Below are 18,510 nucleotides of genomic sequence, written 5' to 3' on the forward strand. Positions count from 1 at the left end.
TTGCACTGGCTCCGGGGTATGGCGATGAAAGATGCGCCCTCATCGCAAGGTCTTGCGATGCGAATCTCCCGTCCTTCAAGAGGGGAGGCTGGCTTGATCGAGGTGGTGGGCTATACCTTTGCTAAGGCCAGGAGTTCCTTCACTCGGGCGAGCTCCGATGCCGAGGTTTTCGCCACAAAGCCACGGGCATGGGCGAAGTGGACATCGGGCTCCTTTTCGATGCGGGTGAAGTCGTAGCGTGGGTCGTCGTTGTGGCGGGAGAGGCCGTAGCCGCTGCCACGGCGGTCGGGGTAGATCAGCGCGGCCACGGTGCTGCCTTTGCCGATGCTTTCGAGATAGCGCCCGATGCTGGCGGAGGGATCATCCGGCACGGGATCGGTGCGCGGAAGGAAGAGCACCTCATGGTCGCCCACGTTCCAGATCACCGCGTTCTGTGCGATGAAGTCGAGGCGGCTGCGCAGTTCCCGCAGGTAGTCCAGCAGGTCCTGGCCGATGTAGCTGAGGACTTCCCACAGCGGCTCACCGGGCTCCAGCCGCCTCGCTTTGGCGAAGCGGCGCAGGACGGTCACGTCGATGGGTGAGTTGAGTTTGTTCATCGTGCCTCGATCCACGCCCAGCCATTTCGCGGTCACATTCGGCCCGCGAGTGTCGAACCACTCGGCCGGCTCCAGCCAGTCGCAGAACTCGCGTGCGTCATCATACACGCCGAGGTGCTGCAGCACGAGGCTCAGTGAACACACGGGCGGATGGTCGGCGGGGAACTGATGATGGTCAAAGTTATGCCTCTCCGGCGCATGCTCGCCGCCCACATCGACCACGGCGATGGTGGAATCAGCAAGATCTTCCGGCGTCGGCTCCCGGCGAACAATCGGCACGCGATGCACCGCCACCAGCAGGGCGCAGGCGAGCAGTTCGTCTTTATGAGCGCCGCCGGGATGTGTGAGGATGAGAGAAAGCATGGAGGAAAAGAAGGGCGAAGAGAGAGCCCGTGGTCCTAACCTGAACGGCTCCTCACGTCATCCTCATTTATGCCGCAGAGAGCGTTGCGCATCCCTCACGAGCCGCTCCAAGCCGAGGATGATTGGCTTGCTTTCGATCAGCCTATCTGCTTCGGCCGTGTTTTAAAAACCATCCAGAGATACCGATGACGCGCCAGCAGGGTATGCCAAGCGTCCCGCTCATCTCGCGGAGCGAGATGGCCACTTTGCTTCGCCGGATCGCAGCCGGTGGGTTTTCAAAGACGAGCTATGTTCAGAGTCAGTCGTCCCATCGACTTCCTGGTGGATTTGAGGCAATAAAATGGAACTTCGTCCCACCCGCTTATTTCGAAGCACCCGCCATGACCTCCCCTCTCGCCTTGTTGAAAGCTGCCGTGCTGCTGCTGGCGCTGGTTTGCTTGCCTGTGGCGTTTGTTTTGGGGTTTTGCTTGATCACATGGATTGGGGTGGCGCTGGGTTTGGCGGTGGGGATGATCGGCTGCGGGCCGCTGCTTTGGTGCATTGGGGATGAGCGATGCTCCACGAGGCAGGTCTGGCTCGGAAAAGGGCTGCTAGGGCTCGGTTTAGTGATGGGTGCGGGTTTGGTGATGCAGGCACCGGATGGTCACACGCCGGAAACTGCACGTATGCATTCGCGCTACGCGGATGGCGGGTGGCATTATTTGCGATTCGGCTTCGCCAACGTGTTGCCAGAGATCGACCAGATTCATTTGGGCTACGCGGCAGCGATGAAATTCGATGGGTTCTTTACGCGGGAGCAGAAGCTGGAACTCGCGACGATGACCGACGCGATCTACTCTGAGATGGAGCGAGATGCGGAGTTTTCGGCCTGCGGCTCGGCCTTGGGCGCGATTTATGACGAGGTGACCTTCTCTGAGTTTCGTCACGGGCACTATTTTCACTACATCCCGCCTCAACTCGACCGCGCCAAGCCCGCGCCAGCGCTTGTCTTTCTGCATGGTAGCGGCGGGAACTTCAAAGCCTACATCTGGCTCCTGTCCAAAGTGGCTGATCAAACCGGCAGCACCGTCATCGCGCCCACCTTTGGCCTCGGGAACTGGGAAAAGCGCGGGGCGTATGAGGCGATCACCGCCGCCATACGAGATGCAGACAAACACGCGGCCATCGATCCCGCGAGTATCCATCTCATGGGCCTCTCGAATGGCGGAAAAGGCGTCTGCCTCGCCGAATCCGCCCGCGGGCCGCGATTCGCCTCGATCATCCTCCTCAGCGCTGTTTTGCACGCTCAGATCCAACCGGCCTTATTGGCAAAACGCCTGGCAAATCGCCCCGCGCTCATCCTTTCCGGACGAAACGACGTGCGCGTGCCGTGGAGCTATGTAGATGACTACGCCGTGAAGCTCGAAAAAGGCGGAATGCAGGTCACAAAACGTGCTTTTGACGGTCAGGACCACTTTCTCTTCTTCCGCCGCCAGAATGAGATTTTCGATGAAATTCAGCGGTGGATGAAGCGGTGAAGCTGCTTCATGGCTTGGCCGCTGGTGGCCCGCCACGCGGATCGGGGGCTCCTAGGAGAACCCAGGTTTCGAGCAGAGCGATCTCGATGGGCGGGAGCTTTTTCTTGGGCGGCATGGCGCTATCGGAGTCGAGGTGGCGGATGGCCTGAATCAGAGGGCTGTTCTTGAGGTCGCCGGGCTTCACGGCAGGGCCGCTTTCGCCGCCAGTTTCCCAGCCGCGCTTGGAGTCGAGGGCCAGCTCACCTTCGATCTCGTGCTGGTGGGAGTGGCACTCATAGCAGCGGCGTTCAAAGATGGGCTGGATCTGGGTGCGGAAAAACTGCGCAGGCTCGTAGTAAGACGCAGCTCCCCCGTCGGCGAAAGCCCTGGAGAGCAGCGATAGAAGGATCAAAACAAAGATGCGGCGATTCATGTAAAAGGTAACGTGACGACGAGCCATGCCGTGAGGCGGATTTTGTCGGCTTCCGAGCTGCAAATGCTATCCTGCACTCGACCTTCCGCACCTTCAATAAGTAACCATGCTCGAATGCCCAAAGATCCACCGTGCTACGGTTCAAATCGGCAAAGAATGACACAAACTATAAACCAGGCTTATAGTTATGTGTGTTGTTGCAGCCTTACCGCACATTCTCTTTGATGGGCAGGCGCTAGCACGCGGGCTTTGGGGCATTTGTCGTGTCTTACGCTCATTCCTTTGACGGTGGGCACGGGCAGTTCAATACGATGGCACATGATGATCCGCTGCTTTTTACTGATTCTCTCTGCCATCACTTTGACGGCATGCCAGACGCCACCTCCACCGGTGGCTCCGCAGCCGCTTTTGCCACGGTGGAAGGCTGCGCCAGAGCTGGAGACATGTCAGGGGCCTGTGCGGGTGGATGTGTCGCTGGCGACGAGCACGGCTCAGTTGTTGGCGGAGGATGGCACGGTTTTGGCAGAGATGGATGTGTCACCTGGGGTGGAGGGGCACCGGACGCCGATGGGGCGGTTTCGAGTGACGGAGAAGCTGCCGCTGAAGCGATCCAATCTTTACGGTCAGTATGTGAAGAAAGGCACGCAGGAGGTGGTGGTGGCGCGGACGTGGGAGCATGTGGGGCCTCGACCAGAGGGCACCGAGTATCTAGGGATCGCGATGCCGTGGTGGATGCGGCTCACGGCGGATGGTGTAGGGATGCATGTGGGCGGTTTTGAGCGTGGGAAACCGACGAGCCACGGCTGCATTCGCTGCCCAGAGGATGGGCAGCGGCTGTTTTATGAGAAGAGCCGCATCGGCACCCCAGTGCATGTGCATGATGGCGAGCATGAGGCTCCGTCGCTGCTGGAGCTGCCTGCTGAAGTGCTACCGTGAGGCGACTAAGCCCGCAGTTCGCTGGCGTCGAAGACCACGAAGCGAACCTTGGGGTGCTTTTGGCTGAGGGTGGTGCGGGACCATTTTTCTTGGAGCTGGCTGAGAATGTGGCGACGCTCGGCGGCGGTGAGTTTGCGCCATTTCACTTCTGCAACGAGGAGGCCTTTGGCGTCTTCGGGATCGGGCGCGACGAGGTCGAGCTCGATGTCTTTTTCCCAATAGCGGCCTGAGCCAGGAAAACGGGCGCGGCAGGCATCTTCAAAGACGGTGGAGGCGTGATCGTGGATGAGTTTTTGCTTTTGATCGGCTGCGTAGCTGCTCCAGCGGCTCTGGTGCGGTGAATAGACGCGGAACCAAAAGCGCATGGTCGGATCTGCGATGCGGTAGAGGATTTTTTTGGTGGTGCGCACGCTTTCGCCATACGGCAGCTCGCGGTCGAGCACAGAGGCATCGAGGAGCTGCTGGAGCAGGCGGGAGAGATTCGTCTGTGCGGTGCCGAGCCGGGTGGCGATCTCAGAGGGCCGCTCTGCGCCGCGTCCGACGGCTTCCAAGACCGAAACGGCATTGGCTCCGATCACGCCTTCATCACGCAGGATGCGCTGCGGCTCCTGCTCCATGTAGGGAGCGAAGTCGAAGTACAGCGCCTCGGCCAAAGCGATGGCGTCCGCGCCTTTTTCGACGAATTCCCAGTACTTCGGGATGCCGCCGACGAGTGCGTATTTTTCAAAGGAGCCGCTATCTGCGGGCCTGAGCGAGCAGGCCTGGCAAAACGCGGCATAATCCATGGGCCGCACATGCAGGAGCTTGTGGGCACGACCATAGAGCGGAGCGGAGCGGTTTAAAAAGAGGTCGTTCATCATCCGTGTGCTCGATCCGGCGAGAATGAGCAGGCAGCCTTTGGGGATGGACTGATCGATCCAGCGCTGGAGCACGCTGGGCAGTGAGGGATCGACGGCGGTGAGGTAGGGGAACTCATCCAGACAGAGCCGCCAAGGCTTCTTTTGCAGGCGCAGGATTTCGAGCAGCTCCAGCCAGCTTTTTGGCACGAGTTGGGTGTCGAGCCGGCCTTTGATGTCTTCAAAAACTTGGCGCAACTGCATATCTAGCGGTCCCTCGATGGCTTGGCTGTAGAGCCCGCCGTTTTCAGCGAGCCAGTGGCGCAGCAGTCGGCTCTTGCCCACACGCCGACGCCCAAAGACGACGAGCAGCCCACCTTTGCGGGCTGCGGCGGCTAGTTCGGCCTGTTCTTTGACGCGATTGACGAAGTCGAGATGCATGGCGCGGAGTTTATGCGGCTAGATGCATCTTGGCAAACATTATGTATGTTGAGCATAATGTTTGAGAAACATCATGGAGCCTTCTTTTGCCGCAGAGCGGGCAGTTTGAGGCCATTTTGATGCAGGTGGAGGCGTAGGATTTGGCCAGTCGTGGCATCGCGCTCGAATTCGATGGCGGCGGGGACGACGTCGTATTCGAAGTGGTCCTTTTTTGTCTCGAAAACGGGCATGGAGGACTGGCCGGTGAGTTGGACGAAGAGCGTGCCGCGTCGTAGCTCGATGGTGAAGACTTTGAAGGGCGGCAGCAGGTCGTAAGTGCCGGCATCTCTTCGAGCTCCTTAGCAGGGCGGAAGAGGTAGGCGGGGGATTCGCTACTGCTACGCTGGGCGGTTTGTTTGAAGCCGTTTTGATCGAGAACGACGGCGGTGATGGCTTTTGCCGCGTCACGCTTGAAGATCAAACGAGCTGCTACACCGCGGTGGAAGAAGGAATCGTCCTTTTCATGTGTGAAGGGCAAAATGGGCTGACCGGTCAGTTTTCCCCACAGACCACCATCGCGGAGGATGAAGGTGAATTTGGCTTCTTTGCCGAGATCAAAAACGCCGAGATAGGGTGCGAGCTCGGACTCGGTCAATTTGCTGCCTGCGACAGCGACAAAGTTCTGGCGTGTGATCTCACGCATCACGCTGGAGTCATCCACGGCGGCGTTGTTGATGAGGATGAGACGTGCGAGGCCGTTTTTCGGCGAGGCTTCGAAATGTGTGCGGTAGCCACCGGTGCCGCCGCCGTGGGAGATGGTCGCTCCATCGAGGAAAAAGCAGCAACCGATGCCTTCGGCGAGTGGTTTGGTGGCGAGGGCGATGGCTTCTTTGAGCGGTGATTTGTCAGGCGCGGCCAAAGCGCGGGCGTAGAGCATCATGTCGGCAGCGGTGCTGCGTAGGGCACCAGCGGGGGCGAAGGCCTGAAAATTCCACGCGTGCGCCACAGCCTTGCTATCAAAAGGCGGAGCGAGACGCTTTTGCTGTTCCGCGTTCGGCTTGGGCGTGGTGTCGTGCATGCCGAGCGGCTGACAGATGCGATCCCGCACGAGGTTTTCCCACGAGTCACCGAGCGCACGCTCGATCACATGGCCGAGGACGGCGATTCCGACATTGGAGTAGCTCAGCTCATGGGGGGCGGCTTTTTCTAGCTTCACGGTGGCGAGCCATTCGCGTAGTTTTTTCGTATCGTAGCTCACATAGGGATCGGTGCCGGTGAAGTCGGCATTGTCCGGCATGCGTGGTAGGCCACTGGTGTGCGTGGTAAGCTGTGCGAGCGTGATGGCGGCGACTTTTTCGTCGATGAAGGTCTGTTTGAGATCGAGTGCTTGTTTGAGCGTGGTTTCAAAGGTGAGCTTCTTTTCCAGCACGGCCTGGGCGAGCAGGATGCCGGTGAAGGTTTTGCTGATGGAGCCGATCTCGAAGACGACTTTCTCCGCCGCCACGCCAGCAGGCTTGTCTGGGCCCGCGATGGCATAGACGGCCTTTCCATCACGCCACTCGCCCGTGACGATGCAGCCACGCGGGAGGTCTTTGGCGGCTTTTTCTGCCGCAGCGGCCAAGGTGAGCGGTTTTTGAGCAAAAAGCGGGCTGCACAGAAAAAACGACGCGATGGCAAAGAGGAGGCGCTTCATGCGCTGAGGATGCGAGGCGGCGGTTGATTTGTCACTCACAAAAAGCTGGGCAGGTGTGTGCCAGGGCTTCTGTTCGCCGCTTCTCTGCGCAGTTGGCGGAGGCCTGCGGCTCAATTCATCGAATGCAGGCCGATCATGTTGCCTTCGGTGTCGATGATGAGGGCGATGCAGCCATAGGGGGCGATGGAGAACTTTTCACGAAACACTTGGCCTCCAGCGGCTGCGACACGGGATGCCTCCACGCCGCAGTCCGCGCACGAGAAGTAGATCAAAGTGCCGCCAGCTCCGGGTGTGAAGCCTTCCATCCTGCAAAGCGTGCCACCACAGCCGGGAGCTTGGTTTTCCATGTCGGAGGGGAACATCAGCATCTCAAAACCGCCGTCCATGCCTTCGGGATTCGGTAGAGGCTGCATTTGGATGTTGAGTACGGTTTCGTAGAAGGATCTGGCACGGGCCATGTCGGAAACATAGATTTCGAACCAGCCGACGGGATTGCGTTTGGGGGTCATGATGCGTTTGGGTGGGGTTATGGTGGAGTTTGGAGGTCTGGAATTCGCTGATGTCGCTCGTTTGATTCGAGGTATTGGATAATCCAAGAGTGGTTTCAGAAATAAATCTGAGGCTGAGCTTTGTGAACATAAAAAATGATTCGATCCCTATGTCCCTCGATTTGACCCATCCGGCGCAGCGGGCTGCTTATGCGGCGACGTATCGCGATACGCTTCTCCATGATGTGATGCCGTTTTGGCTGCGGCATGGGATGGATCGTGAGTTTGATGGGGTGATCACGTCGCTGGATCGCGATGGGAGTGTGCTGGATACGGATAAGAGCATTTGGTTCCAAGGACGAGCGGGGTGGATGTTTGCGACGCTGTTCAATACGGTGGAGAAGAAGGCGGAGTGGCTGGCTGCGGCGGGCTCGTGCATGGCTTTCCTGGATGCGCATGGCTATGCGACGGACGGGAAGCTGTTTTTCACGGTGACGCGGGAGGGGCGGCCGCTGCGGATGCGGCGCTATGTTTATAGTGAGGCCTTTGCGGCGATCGCGCATGCGGCGTATGCGAAGGCGACTGGAGATGAAAGCTATGCGGAGAAGGCGCGGCGGGATTTTGCGACATATCTGAAGCACAGCTTCGAGCCTGGGATGATGCAGCCGAAGTTCAATACGGAGACGCGGCCGATGATGGGGATCGGGGCACTCATGATCGGGATCGCGACGGCGCAGGAGCTGCGGGTGAATCTGGGGGATGCGAAGATCAGTGGTCACACCTGCTCGGAGTGGGTGGACCGCTTCATTCTGGAGATCGAGCGGCATTTTTATAAGCCAGAGCTTGGGGCGCTGATGGAGGTGGTGGCACCGGATGGGAGCGTGATCGATCACTTTGATGGTCGCACGCTGAATCCGGGGCATGCGCTGGAGTGCGCGTGGTTCATCCTACATGAGGGGCGGTGGCGAGGGGAGAAGAGCTACACGCGGCTGGGGCTGGCGATCCTGGACTGCATGTGGGAGCGCGGCTGGGATGCGGAGCATGGCGGTCTGTTTTACTTCCGCGATGTGTTTGGGAAGCCAGTGCAGGAGTACTGGCATGATATGAAGTTCTGGTGGCCGCATAATGAAGCGATCATCGCGACGCTGCTGGCATGGACGGTGAGTGGCGATGCGAAGTATGCGAAATGGCACCGGCTGGTGCATGAGTGGAGTTTCACACATTTCCCAGACGCGGAGCATGGTGAGTGGTTCGGTTATTTGCACCGGGATGGGACGCCATCGGTGAAGCTGAAGGGGAATATGTGGAAGGGGCCGTTTCACCTGCCGCGCATGCTCTGGTATTGTTCTGCGGTTCTCGGCTCGCAGTTCCCGGTTGTAAGTTGATGAAGACGGCGCAGAGGGATTCTCGTATCTTAACAAAACAAACGAATCATGTGGTGGTCTTACCAAAGCGCAGCGTCTTCAAAAGCACGCGTCCAACGCGAAATCGAGAAGCTGAAGAAGAAAGGGCAGCGATTTGAGCCGCTGGAGGCTCCTGCGGGCAAAAAAAGCCTCTGCAGTACTTTTTGGGGCCAGGCTTGGTGCCGGAATCTGGAGTCGTATCAGCAGTATGAGAATCGGCTGCCGCGTGGGCGTAGTTATTTGCGCCAAGGGAGTGTGTACAATCTTGAAATCGAGTCTGGGAAGCTAGGCGCGGTGGTGGCGGGCTCTGAGCTGTATGAGACGACGGTGTATGTGCAGCCACTACGGCCTGGGCAGTGGAAGGAGACCGTGAAGAGGTGCGAAGGGCAAGTGGGCTCGATGCTGGATCTGCTAGCGGGCAAGCTAGGTGATGGTGTGATGCAGGTGCTCAGTGATCCAGAGCATGGGCTATTCCCGAAACCGCGTGAGATCCGCTTTGATTGCTCCTGCCCGGACTATGCGGACATGTGCAAGCATGTCTCTGCCGTGCTGTATGGCGTGGGCGTGCTGCTGGATGCGCAGCCGGAGCTGCTCTTTAAGCTGCGTGGCGTGGATGGCGCAGATTTGCTCTCGCAGGCGAAGGACGCGGCTGTCTCTGGCGTGGTGGATGGTGGCGGTGAGTTGGCCGGGGCGGATCTGAGTGCGCTTTTTGGCATCGAGATGGGAGATGTGGCAATCGTGCCTGAGGCCGAGCCTGAGCCCCAACCGACTCCGAAGGCTAAAAAGAGCACGAAGAGCACGGTGGCTAAAAAAGCAGCCAAGAGGGCCACTGCGGCTCCCAAAGCCACCAAACCACGCCAAGTCACAAAACGGACCAAACAGGCCGCTGGCTGAGTTTTTGGGCTTTGCGCCGAGCAGGCGACCCGCGTATAAACCGCTTCGCCATGCTCCACAGAGTCCCCCATTTCTCACGCCGTCGTTTTCTCGCCTCCAGCGCAGCCGCACTGGGATTCCCGTCCATCGTTCCGTCCTCGGTCTTCGGTAAGCCGGGTCGTCCGGCCCCTTCGGAGCGGATCACGGTCGGAGCAATCGGCTGGGGCACTATCGCGGGTGATTGGACGCCATCGTTCCTCACCAATGGCAAATGCCAGGTCATCGCGGTGGCAGATCCGATGAAGGAATACGGCCACTACGGCTACGACGGCAAAGAAACCGGGGGACGTGAGGCTGGGCGCAAAATCATCGACGAATCCTACTCCAAAGCCGAGCACAAGCCGGTGAAGGGCTGCACGGCGTATGCGGACTTCCGTGAGATGATGGAAAAAGAGGACCTGGATGCGGTGCAGGTCTCCACGCCGGACCATTGGCATGCGTACATGGCTGTCTATGCCGCACGGAAGGGCAAGCACATCTACGGGCAGAAGCCGCTGGCACTGAACATCGCCGAAGGACGCCTCATGAGTGATGAAGTGGCGAAAGCAGGCGTGACTTGGCAAACCGGCAGCCAGCAGCGCAGCGATCTGTATTTCCGCCTCGCCTGTGAGCAGGTGCGCAATGGCCGTATCGGCAAGCTCCAGCGTGTGCTCGTAGGCCTGCCTGGTGGGCACAAGAACTGGAACGGCATGGCTGATCAGATCAATACGGCCCCTGTACCAGCAGACTTCGATTACGAGATGTGGCTAGGCCCTGCGGAGCAGATGGATTACCGTCCGGCGCTGCTGCCTCTGAACTGGCGTCACAATTTTAATTTCTCCGGCGGGATGATCACCGACTTCGGCGCACACCACATCGACATCGCGCAGTGGGGCATGGGCTCGGACCTGAGTGGCCCTACCGAGCTCAAAAACGTGAGTGGGAAGCTGGACCTGAATGCTCTGTATAACACGGCCACGGAGTTCAGCTTTGAGTGCGTGTATGAAAATGGACTCGTCATGCATGTAGCCAGCCCCGAGCACCAGATCATGCAGGCCGCAGCGGCCCAGCATGCGAAAACACCCGGCGCGAAGCCCTTTGACCACATCGGCGTCTGCTTCATGGGCGAAGACGGAAAATGGATCCATGTCAATCGGGGCAAGATCAGCTCCAGCGACCCCGAAATCCTCCGCGACAAGGCGAAGGATGGCGAAATCCATCTCTACGAGAGCAAAGACCACACGGACAACTTCCTCAGCTGCATCTACGACGGCAAACCCACCGCCACTCCCATCGAAGTCAGCCACCGCAGCATCAGTATCTCACATCTGGCCAATATCGCGCTGCGTAGCGGTAGCACGTCGCTGAAGTGGGACCCGAAGACGGAAACCATCGCGGATAATGCGGCAGCATCCAAGCTGCTCTCCAAAGAATGGCGCAAACCCTGGACACTGTGATCGAACGCCCTCTCATCTACCGGACAGCTATTGTCGCTGTCATGTCGCTCGCCTTCATCTCGCAGCTCGCTGCTCAGGTGAAGATCGACCGAGTCGAGCTGCCCCTGAATCTGGAAGGTGTGCCAGGCGTGCAGCAACCGCTAGGCGCCGCGCCAGCAGCGTCCGGTGCAGCGCCCGCCACTCCTCCGCCACTGCCGGCTGCTGGTAGTGCGACGGGGGCCGTGGCGCAGCTCTATCTCTATGTGGAGCCTTATCAGACACGCGTGGAGGCTCTCTTCGACATGGGGCAGACATTCAACTGGCTCTCTCCAGATGAGAATCCACGCCCGCGCACCATCACGGCAGAGCGCCAACAGCAGCTCATCCGTGATGCGGAGGGACTGGCCGCTGAGTGGTGCTCCGTAGAGACGCACTCTGGCAAGCTGCCGCAGGCGGCTCCCGTTGCCTATTTTGTCAAAGGCAAGCCTGGTGCCACAGTGCCCATGACAGAGAATGAGGAGCTGGCATACGATCAATGCATGCTGGGACTCGTGTGGCAATTCACCACGAACGAAACCCCGGATGAGGTGAATGTGACATGGAAAGGCTGGATCAATGAACTGCGCGAGCTGCCCGTGACGATGCTCTTCAGTAATTTAAGCGAGCGAGCGGTGGCGAACAACATCACCAAGCGCATCCAATGGCAGAACAAGGGGCGTGTGCGGCCCGCGCCGCTCGCTGCGGTGCCCACCTTTGATCCAGGTCAGCCGACTCGTATCCCGGTGGGGCTGCTCGCATGGCTTTTCGCGGGAGCAGTTTTTTACTGGTGGATCTGGCATCGTGACTATCGCCTACCGGGTGGTGGGCTACCCTACTTCGGCGTGTGGGTTTTCGGCCTCGTCCTCTTTGGCAAACTGCTGACCATTTCCGTCGGCGGATCGAGCAGTGTGCCACGGATCAGCACTCCAGAGGAGGCTCAGAAAATCGTCAGCCCGCTCCTGCGCAATGTGTATCGAGCCTTTGATCACCGCACGGAGAGCCGTGTGTATGATGTGCTGGCTCGTAGCGTGGATGGGGAGCTGCTGCGTAAGCTTTACCTCGATACCATTCAGGCTCTCACGCTCGATGGACGTGAGGGCACAAGGGTGCTCATCACCGAATTCGAGGCCAGTGTGGACAAAGCCACGCCCAATGAGCAGAGCGGCGGATTCGATGCAGAATGCAACTGGAGCGTCCTGGGCAATGTCGGCCACTGGGGCCACGCCCATCCACGCTACAACGGTTACAAAGCCCGTGTGACGCTCACGCCCATCCAAGGGGAATGGAAGCTCACCGCGCTAGAAGTGCTGGAAGTCCGCCGGAAGTAAGGCGTCCGATTCATTCGCTCTCGTCGGACGGTGCCGCCAGTGCGGCCGTGCTCTTCACAAATCACCGACGAAACCAAGATGGAGCCAACTTTTTCATAGACGGCCTAAGTGGAATTGTGCTGGGATGTGTGGCGAAATACTACCTTAATCCTCATGAGCTACGATTCTGACAACGAAACAGACAAGGCTGCCCTCGTGCGCAACATCGGCATGTTGGCCGTCCTAATCGCGGGAATGGTGGGGTATTCCGTTTGGAAAGGGAGGCAGCCCACAGATGCAGAGACATCCGAGAGCACCCCGCTTCCGACGGCAATCACTCCGCAATCATCCAATCCAGGTGTCCAGGGCTCTCCTACACCCCGGCCCACACCCACTGCACGGGCGAGCCGTTCCTCCTTTTCCAAGCTGGTGATCGGGGAGAATGCGGTCATCGCGGATGAAGGCCAGCGCCCAATGCGGGAGTGGCTAGAAAAACTTTTTCAAGTGAATGGGCTCACTCCAGAGCCTGCGCATCTGCCGAAGGATCGGTGGATGCCTTTTGCGAAGGCCTTAGTGGCCAAACTGTGCGGCTCTGCGGACCAAGTGTCGAATCTTGAACTGCAAAGTCTGGCTCGTGACCTCGCTCCAGTGGGGCGTGAGCATCCGGTGAGTGCTTATGCACTGGGGACGGTCTTGATGGGCGAGCCCGGAAGTCAGGAGCTGCTGCAAAGCGCTTTTAAGGCTGTCGATGGGAAAGTGGGTGAGGAGGTATTGGCCTTTCGAGTGGCGATGGCGTTGGCCGTATCTTTGAGCGGTGATGAAGGTGAAAAAGAGGCAGAGGTCCGCATCGAGGCAGCCTTCAAGGCGCTGCGTAAGGTGCTCGATGCGACCGAGGGCTTTTCGAAACTGCATGATCGCGTGGCGGTCTATATGCTCAGAGGTGGTACGGCAGAGATTTTCTTCCAGTATCTGCATGAGCGCGTGGCGGAGGAAGTGGGAAAGACAGACGCGGCGAAGCCCTGGCTGAAAAAATGGATCGCGGGTCAGCATAGCCTGCGCCGGGCCTGGGATGAGCGCGGGGACAGCTATGCCGATGGCGTGAGTTCGAGTGGGATGGCGGTCTTCGCGCATGAGTCGGAGAAGGCGCGGAAGCTTTTCCAGGAGGCCTGGGAGCTGAAGCCCGAGACCCCAGAGCCTGCGGTGTCGATGATCGAGGCCGCGCTCTCCCAGGGGGAGGCGCAGGCAGTGAAGAGCATGTTTACCTGGCTGGAGGAGGCGCAGAAGGTGGAGGTGGACACGCCAGAGGCCGCCAGACATCTCCTCTGGGGGCTGCGCCCGCGCTGGCATGGCAGCTTGGAGAAGATGCGCAGCTTCGGCTTGGCCTGCGCGGAGACGCAGCGGTATGACTCTGGGTTGCCATGGGTGCTTCTCCAGGCTCATCGGGACTTCTCGAGTGAGTGGGATGTGCCTGCGGAGTATTTCAAAGAGCTCTCCCCCAGCCACTATAGCAGCGCGAAAGCCGTCTTTGATGGCGCGGAGGCTGAAGTGAAGCGTGCGCCCTGGCGTGCCGTGGATCGCACCCATGCCGCGGTATTTGCCTTCAAATGCCGCCACTACGATGAGGCGGCTGAATGGCTGAAAAAGCTCGATCAGAAGCCGAATCGCTATGCTTTGGAGCAATGGGAGGGTGTGGATGAGGCATTGCTCGTCGGAAAGACGAATGCGTATGTGGATGGAGGCGTCGGAGCGCAGCTCCAGCGTGCCGAAACGGCGGAAAAGAGCTTCAACGCGGCTGATGCGGTGAAGAACTACGAGATCGCACTGTCCGAAGGCGGGGAGAAGCTCAAAGGAGCCGGACGTGACTATGTGGAGCACCGATTGGCACTTTCAAAGATCGAGTCAGCGGCACGCAGTGGCGAGGCAGCTTCACTGGTGCCTGCGGAGCCGAAATTCCGTGGTTGGTCGCGTGAAGGTGGCGGCTGGGAGCTGGACGTTGGTGCCTGGCTACACCGTGGGCGTGATGCCTGGCGCACGACTGTCTGTGAGGCACGCATCGGGCCACAGTTCACTCTGGAGGGTGAAGTGGAGGTCACTGATCCAGGAGAGGCCACGCAGTGTTGGTTTTCCTACGGGTATCCAGACACCGGGCGCTGGGTGGCGATCCGCTTTGTTTACACAGAAAAGGAGGTGCGGGCCATGCTCTCGAACCGACTAGGTCCCGCGCTGGAGCAGCCAAAGATCACTGTGGAGCCACGATTCACCTTCAAGCTGACCAGTAGCACCTCTGGCATGTCGCTGTGGGTCAATGATAAGCCAGTCTTTGAAAATGCGCCTACGCCTCCTGGTTATGTGAAAGAGCAGTGGTCACACGTCGGCATCGGCGCAGGGACACACAGTGAAAAAACACGAGTGCGCATCCATAAGCTGAGTGTGAGGCGTTAGCGCGGAGGATTGGCCGCAGGCGGTGTCGGGTAACGATCTGGCATGATGAGTGGCCGCAGCTCCATGGGGGTGATTTCCCAGGGGAGGGGTTTCCAGGGGTATTTGTCCTTTTTGACATGCTTCCAGGCCATGGGGCCGCCGCTGCGCCATCCATCCAGCACGATGCCTTCCTCAAAAGGCTGGCCATGTGCGGTGATGACCAGGGCATTATGCTCCCGTGGTGTGGCGCGGCGGGCGGCGGCTAGATGCACATCGAGTGTGCGCAGATGGAGATGGTGGAGAGGCGGATAAGTGTCATCACGCCAGTGGTAGCACAGTCCGCGCGGCTGGAGGCACATGTTGATCAGCGCATTGTTCGCCCAGGCGATGTGCATGGGCCTCCATTGGCGCTGGAGCTCCGCAGACCGCTCGACGGCGGTGCTGGCTAGTTTTTGGGCTTCCGCCTTCGATACAGTGGGGGAGAGAGTCGCCAAGTCGGCAGCGAGCCGCCGCGCACGATCCCGGCGCTGCATTTCATCCTCCGTGCTCACGCAGCTCACGAGCAGCAAAAGCACGGCAACAGGCCAAATATGAAGAAACAAGCTAAAGCTGGAGGTGGGGAGGCGATGTCGCTGCATGGGGCTATTCTCGCGAAGAAAAAGGGGATGTGTGGTTCTTCAAGCTGCGGTTGCGATGTCGGATGCGGCTAGTGCTGGCTCACCTCCGATGGTGATGCGCTTTGCAGGGATGGGGGATTCGATAATGCCGAGCTGGGTCTCTTGCTTGAGCCGGAGCTGGCCGCAGGCGGCGGCGATGTCATGGCCCTTTTCCCGCCGCAGCGTGGCGGTGACTCCTGCGGCCGTGAGGATGCTCAAAAAGGCATCCTGGCGCTGCTCGGAGGGGCGCTCCCACGGCAGGCCATCCACGGTGTTGTAGGGGATGAGATTGACCTTGGCGTTTACTTGGCGGGCACGCTTTGCCAGGGCTCGGGCTTGCTCAGGACTGTCATTGATGTCCTGGATGAGGATGAACTCAAAGGTCAGGAACTGCTTCCTTCGTTCATTCCAGTACTCCAGCGCCGCAAAAAGCTCGGAGAGCGGGTATTTGCGATTCACAGGCATGATCTGCTCACGCACGGCATCCGTGGCGCCATGGAGTGAGATAGCGAGGCGTATTTGAAGCGGAAAATCGGCTAATTTTTCGATCTGCGGGGCCAAACCGCTCGTGCTGACCGTCATGTGGCGTGCCCCGATGCCGACTCCCCATTCCGCATTGAGGATTTCGATCGCTTTGGTTACATTCGAGTAATTCGCCAGCGGCTCCCCCATGCCCATAAAAACAAGGTTATCCACTCGCTCGCCCGCGTGGGCTTCGACTTGCACGATTTGCTCCACGATCTCTGCCGCCGAGAGATTCCGCGTAAAGCCCGCGAGTCCACTGGCGCAGAATTTGCAGTCATAAGCACAGCCCACTTGGCTGGAGACGCAGAGCGTGCGGCGATCTGATTTGCCACCGTAGAGCGCAGGATTCGCCGGGATGAGCACGGTCTCGACAAAGCGCCCATCATGCAGCCGCAGCAAGAATTTACGCGTCGTGTCGGCCGAGCCCGTGACAGTGGCGATATGCATCGTGCGGGTGGTAAATCGAGCCGCCAGGGCCTCACGGGCCGCTTTTGGCAAATTCGTCATTTCATCAAAGGAAGCGGCTCTTTTGGCATAAATCCATTCGACGAGCTGTTTTGCTCGGAAAGCTGGTTTTCCCATCTCTGCGAACACGGTCGCGATTTCCTCAGGTTTCATGCCGAGGAGGGCTTGTGGGGCAGTGGCGGGGATCATTTCGCGGATTGTGGCGCGGAATGAAAGTTTTGAAATTTAAGTTTGGAGAATCCGCGTGATTCAGGTGCCCTTTTCGGCAAGACTCTGGCCATGATCGCTATGAACTCCCTCTTTCTCGGCATGGGGTCGGTCGTCGTCCTGACTGCCTCGATCATCATGCTCATCATCATCGGTGCAGGCATAGGCGTGGGGCTTTTTCTCTGTGTGGTAGCATCGGCGTTGGTTCTACTCGGTGTCATCTCTAGCTCTGCGGTGCTCGGATTCATCACGCGGAGGCCCGCTACCGCGCTGCGGGTCTTTTTGCTGCAATGTGGCATCCTCACAGGCATTCCCTGCGGAGCATTACTCGCATGGGCTGGACATCATTTGGTGCGATACGCAGAGGAGCTCGCTGTGCAGTGGCCGGGTAGCCTTGAGTGGCAAATCCCTCTCCTCGGAGCCATTGGCGGTGGCATAGGTGGTGCAGTGTTGGCCTTGAGCATGGATTTCATCCTCCGTCGCAGCCATGCCTGGCTCTCTCAGCGGTATGACAAAATGCTCAACTCTGCCGCTCTTGCTCGCGAAACTGTGTCGGAGTGAGCTTGGTCATCTTTTTGAAGTCTTTGGAAAAGAAAAACTGATCGTGATAGCCGACTTGCCGGGCGATTTCCTTCACAGGGTCATCGCTCTCAATGAGTCGGTGCTTCGCCTGATGAATACGCTCTCGCCGTAGCCAGTCGATGGTGCTAGTGCCCATCGCAGCCTTGAATTGGCGGCTGAAGTGGCTCTCACTCATGCCAGAGAGCTGCGCCAGCTCCACCACACGCATGGGTTCATGAAAGTAGAGGCGCATACGCTCCACGGCTCGCTGAACTGCCAGCGGTAGCTCTGGTTGGAGGATGCCTGGCTCAGATAACCGAGCGTCAAAGAGTAGACCGATGACGGCTGCTACTGCGGCGCTAGCCATCGCCGCATCTCCAGGGCGTGAGCCGATCATCCAGCGGAAGACACGCTCAAACTCTGCCGTGAGGGAATGCACAGTGACGTTTTCAAAGACCGGCTGGCTGCGGATTTGTAGTAATTCCGAGATGCGATCAAGAGGGCGGCCCTCTATACGCATCCAATAGAGTTCCCAGGGATCACTCGACAAGGCTCCGTAGGCATGTGGGTGATGGCAGTTTACCCAAATGAGTTGTCCAGGAGCGACGTCGTGTTTTTTTCCAGCCACTCGCAGCCAGCCGCTCCCAGAGAGGCAAAGAATCAGCTCATGGCCAGGATAGGTCTCTCGCTCGATGCGATGGTCGGTGCCAGCTCGCAAATGTCCGGCACGAGCGACGGAATAAAACAAATCGCGCTGCCAATCTGCTGGAGTGGCGTATAAATTCTCGATGAATTTGGTTCCCTGGGTTGAGGATGCCATGACGGGATAATACATCTTTGATCCAGTCGATGTCGAGTAGGAATGTCTTTGTGTCTTCACCACAAAGGATGTCATGCAGGGAATCGATCACAAAGTGATCGCGCTAGTTGCATGAGCTGAATCGGTTTGTAGTTTGAGCCATGATTAATCAGGCAGACACAGATAACCGCACACGGCAGGCAGAGAAAATCGCTGCACACCCTGAGCAGTACAAAGTCTGTGAAGGCTGCGGCTCCATTGTCGTGATGCGTGCAGTGACTTGTCCTAGCTGTCACGCCTATCGATTTGATACTGAAAAGGGCCGTGTAGTCGCCCAGGCGAAGGATTTAGCCATGCGATCGGCCCATGCAGTGTTAGCGGCCGATTTGATTTAGGGCAGACCTGACTCAGATTTGAGTTTTAGGGTCAGTCAAATCGCACGAATGCGAACAAAAGGCTGACAAAATGCGTCAGTGGCTCGAATTTGAGTCTCAATTAAGGCGCATTTCTTACTTTAT

16 protein-coding genes are annotated in these 18,510 nt (G+C 58.7%); 8 read left to right on the forward strand and 8 right to left on the reverse strand.

The window, feature by feature from the left end; translation table 11 throughout:
- Positions 1 to 110: 110 nt before the first annotated feature.
- Positions 111 to 959 (reverse strand): MYG1 family protein, encoded by an 849-nt coding sequence (locus IPK32_07660; protein ID MBK8091847.1) that lies wholly within the window; start codon positions 957 to 959, stop codon positions 111 to 113.
- A gap of 380 nt (positions 960 to 1,339) precedes the next feature.
- Here IPK32_07660 and IPK32_07665 point away from each other — a divergent pair, with 380 nt between their 5' ends.
- Entirely contained in the window at positions 1,340 to 2,476 is a 1,137-nt protein-coding gene (locus IPK32_07665; GenBank protein MBK8091848.1) for an alpha/beta fold hydrolase, read from the forward strand.
- Positions 2,477 to 2,483: 7 nt separating this feature from the next.
- On the opposite strand, the gene IPK32_07670 is transcribed toward IPK32_07665, so the two are convergent.
- Positions 2,484 to 2,888 (reverse strand): hypothetical protein, encoded by a 405-nt coding sequence (locus tag IPK32_07670; GenBank protein ID MBK8091849.1) that lies wholly within the window; start codon positions 2,886 to 2,888, stop codon positions 2,484 to 2,486.
- Positions 2,889 to 3,206: 318 nt separating this feature from the next.
- Between IPK32_07670 and IPK32_07675 the strand changes: the two genes are divergently transcribed.
- Positions 3,207 to 3,824 (forward strand): L,D-transpeptidase, encoded by a 618-nt coding sequence (locus IPK32_07675; GenBank protein MBK8091850.1) that lies wholly within the window; start codon positions 3,207 to 3,209, stop codon positions 3,822 to 3,824.
- Between the two features lie 5 nt (positions 3,825 to 3,829).
- Here the strand turns inward: IPK32_07675 and IPK32_07680 are convergent, their stop codons facing one another.
- From IPK32_07680 to IPK32_07690, 3 genes are all read right to left on the reverse strand, one after another.
- The gene (locus IPK32_07680) at positions 3,830 to 5,101 is read right to left on the reverse strand and encodes an ATP-binding protein (GenBank protein MBK8091851.1); all 1,272 of its coding nucleotides are present in this window, start codon (positions 5,099 to 5,101) and stop codon (positions 3,830 to 3,832) included.
- A 10-nt stretch (positions 5,102 to 5,111) separates the two neighbouring features.
- A complete protein-coding gene (locus IPK32_07685; GenBank protein ID MBK8091852.1) occupies positions 5,112 to 6,773 on the reverse strand; it encodes a beta-lactamase family protein in 1,662 nt (553 codons plus the stop codon).
- Between the two features lie 110 nt (positions 6,774 to 6,883).
- Positions 6,884 to 7,282: a VOC family protein gene (locus IPK32_07690; protein MBK8091853.1), complete on the reverse strand. Its 399-nt coding sequence runs from the start codon at positions 7,280 to 7,282 to the stop codon at positions 6,884 to 6,886.
- Between the two features lie 149 nt (positions 7,283 to 7,431).
- Between IPK32_07690 and IPK32_07695 the strand changes: the two genes are divergently transcribed.
- From IPK32_07695 to IPK32_07715, 5 genes are all read left to right on the forward strand, one after another.
- Complete coding sequence (locus IPK32_07695; GenBank protein ID MBK8091854.1) at positions 7,432 to 8,646, forward strand: AGE family epimerase/isomerase; 1,215 nt, start codon at positions 7,432 to 7,434, stop codon at positions 8,644 to 8,646.
- Positions 8,647 to 8,694: 48 nt separating this feature from the next.
- A complete protein-coding gene (locus IPK32_07700) occupies positions 8,695 to 9,558 on the forward strand; it encodes an SWIM zinc finger family protein (protein ID MBK8091855.1) in 864 nt (287 codons plus the stop codon).
- Positions 9,559 to 9,608: 50 nt separating this feature from the next.
- Positions 9,609 to 11,033, forward strand: a complete 1,425-nt coding sequence (locus tag IPK32_07705; GenBank protein MBK8091856.1) for a Gfo/Idh/MocA family oxidoreductase — start codon at positions 9,609 to 9,611, stop codon at positions 11,031 to 11,033.
- The gene (locus tag IPK32_07710; protein MBK8091857.1) at positions 11,030 to 12,379 is read left to right on the forward strand and encodes a hypothetical protein; all 1,350 of its coding nucleotides are present in this window, start codon (positions 11,030 to 11,032) and stop codon (positions 12,377 to 12,379) included. Before IPK32_07705 ends, IPK32_07710 begins: the two co-directional genes overlap by 4 nt.
- 153 nt (positions 12,380 to 12,532) lie before the next feature.
- A complete protein-coding gene (locus IPK32_07715) occupies positions 12,533 to 14,800 on the forward strand; it encodes a hypothetical protein (GenBank protein MBK8091858.1) in 2,268 nt (755 codons plus the stop codon).
- On the opposite strand, the gene IPK32_07720 is transcribed toward IPK32_07715, so the two are convergent.
- Both IPK32_07720 and rlmN read right to left on the reverse strand, forming a co-directional pair.
- Positions 14,797 to 15,354 (reverse strand): hypothetical protein, encoded by a 558-nt coding sequence (locus IPK32_07720; protein ID MBK8091859.1) that lies wholly within the window; start codon positions 15,352 to 15,354, stop codon positions 14,797 to 14,799. The two genes, IPK32_07715 and IPK32_07720, sit on opposite strands and share 4 nt — an antisense overlap.
- 102 nt (positions 15,355 to 15,456) lie before the next feature.
- Positions 15,457 to 16,614: a 23S rRNA (adenine(2503)-C(2))-methyltransferase RlmN gene (gene rlmN, locus IPK32_07725; GenBank protein MBK8091860.1), complete on the reverse strand. Its 1,158-nt coding sequence runs from the start codon at positions 16,612 to 16,614 to the stop codon at positions 15,457 to 15,459.
- 99 nt (positions 16,615 to 16,713) lie between these two features.
- On the opposite strand from rlmN, the gene IPK32_07730 reads away from it, so the two are divergent.
- Positions 16,714 to 17,193, forward strand: a complete 480-nt coding sequence (locus tag IPK32_07730) for a hypothetical protein (protein MBK8091861.1) — start codon at positions 16,714 to 16,716, stop codon at positions 17,191 to 17,193.
- On the opposite strand, the gene IPK32_07735 is transcribed toward IPK32_07730, so the two are convergent.
- Complete coding sequence (locus IPK32_07735; GenBank protein MBK8091862.1) at positions 17,153 to 18,013, reverse strand: AraC family transcriptional regulator; 861 nt, start codon at positions 18,011 to 18,013, stop codon at positions 17,153 to 17,155. The genes IPK32_07730 and IPK32_07735 overlap by 41 nt on opposite strands.
- Between the last annotated feature and the right edge of the window lie 497 nt (positions 18,014 to 18,510).

This window comes from Verrucomicrobiaceae bacterium (assembly GCA_016713035.1).
Classification (GTDB): domain Bacteria; phylum Verrucomicrobiota; class Verrucomicrobiia; order Verrucomicrobiales; family Verrucomicrobiaceae; genus Prosthecobacter.

Bases quoted from the DNA above. Each gene is read 5' to 3' on its own strand.
- IPK32_07660 (MBK8091847.1), bottom strand. From the start codon at position 959: ATGCTTTCTCTCATCCTCACACATCCCGGCGGCGCTCATAAAGACGAA.
- IPK32_07665 (MBK8091848.1), top strand. From the start codon at position 1,340: ATGACCTCCCCTCTCGCCTTGTTGAAAGCTGCCGTGCTGCTGCTGGCG.
- IPK32_07670 (MBK8091849.1), bottom strand. From the start codon at position 2,888: ATGAATCGCCGCATCTTTGTTTTGATCCTTCTATCGCTGCTCTCCAGG.
- IPK32_07675 (MBK8091850.1), top strand. From the start codon at position 3,207: ATGATGATCCGCTGCTTTTTACTGATTCTCTCTGCCATCACTTTGACG.
- IPK32_07680 (MBK8091851.1), bottom strand. From the start codon at position 5,101: ATGCATCTCGACTTCGTCAATCGCGTCAAAGAACAGGCCGAACTAGCC.
- IPK32_07685 (MBK8091852.1), bottom strand. From the start codon at position 6,773: ATGAAGCGCCTCCTCTTTGCCATCGCGTCGTTTTTTCTGTGCAGCCCG.
- IPK32_07690 (MBK8091853.1), bottom strand. From the start codon at position 7,282: ATGACCCCCAAACGCAATCCCGTCGGCTGGTTCGAAATCTATGTTTCC.
- IPK32_07695 (MBK8091854.1), top strand. From the start codon at position 7,432: ATGTCCCTCGATTTGACCCATCCGGCGCAGCGGGCTGCTTATGCGGCG.
- IPK32_07700 (MBK8091855.1), top strand. From the start codon at position 8,695: ATGTGGTGGTCTTACCAAAGCGCAGCGTCTTCAAAAGCACGCGTCCAA.
- IPK32_07705 (MBK8091856.1), top strand. From the start codon at position 9,609: ATGCTCCACAGAGTCCCCCATTTCTCACGCCGTCGTTTTCTCGCCTCC.
- IPK32_07715 (MBK8091858.1), top strand. From the start codon at position 12,533: ATGAGCTACGATTCTGACAACGAAACAGACAAGGCTGCCCTCGTGCGC.
- rlmN (MBK8091860.1), bottom strand. From the start codon at position 16,614: ATGATCCCCGCCACTGCCCCACAAGCCCTCCTCGGCATGAAACCTGAG.
- IPK32_07730 (MBK8091861.1), top strand. From the start codon at position 16,714: ATGAACTCCCTCTTTCTCGGCATGGGGTCGGTCGTCGTCCTGACTGCC.
- IPK32_07735 (MBK8091862.1), bottom strand. From the start codon at position 18,013: ATGGCATCCTCAACCCAGGGAACCAAATTCATCGAGAATTTATACGCC.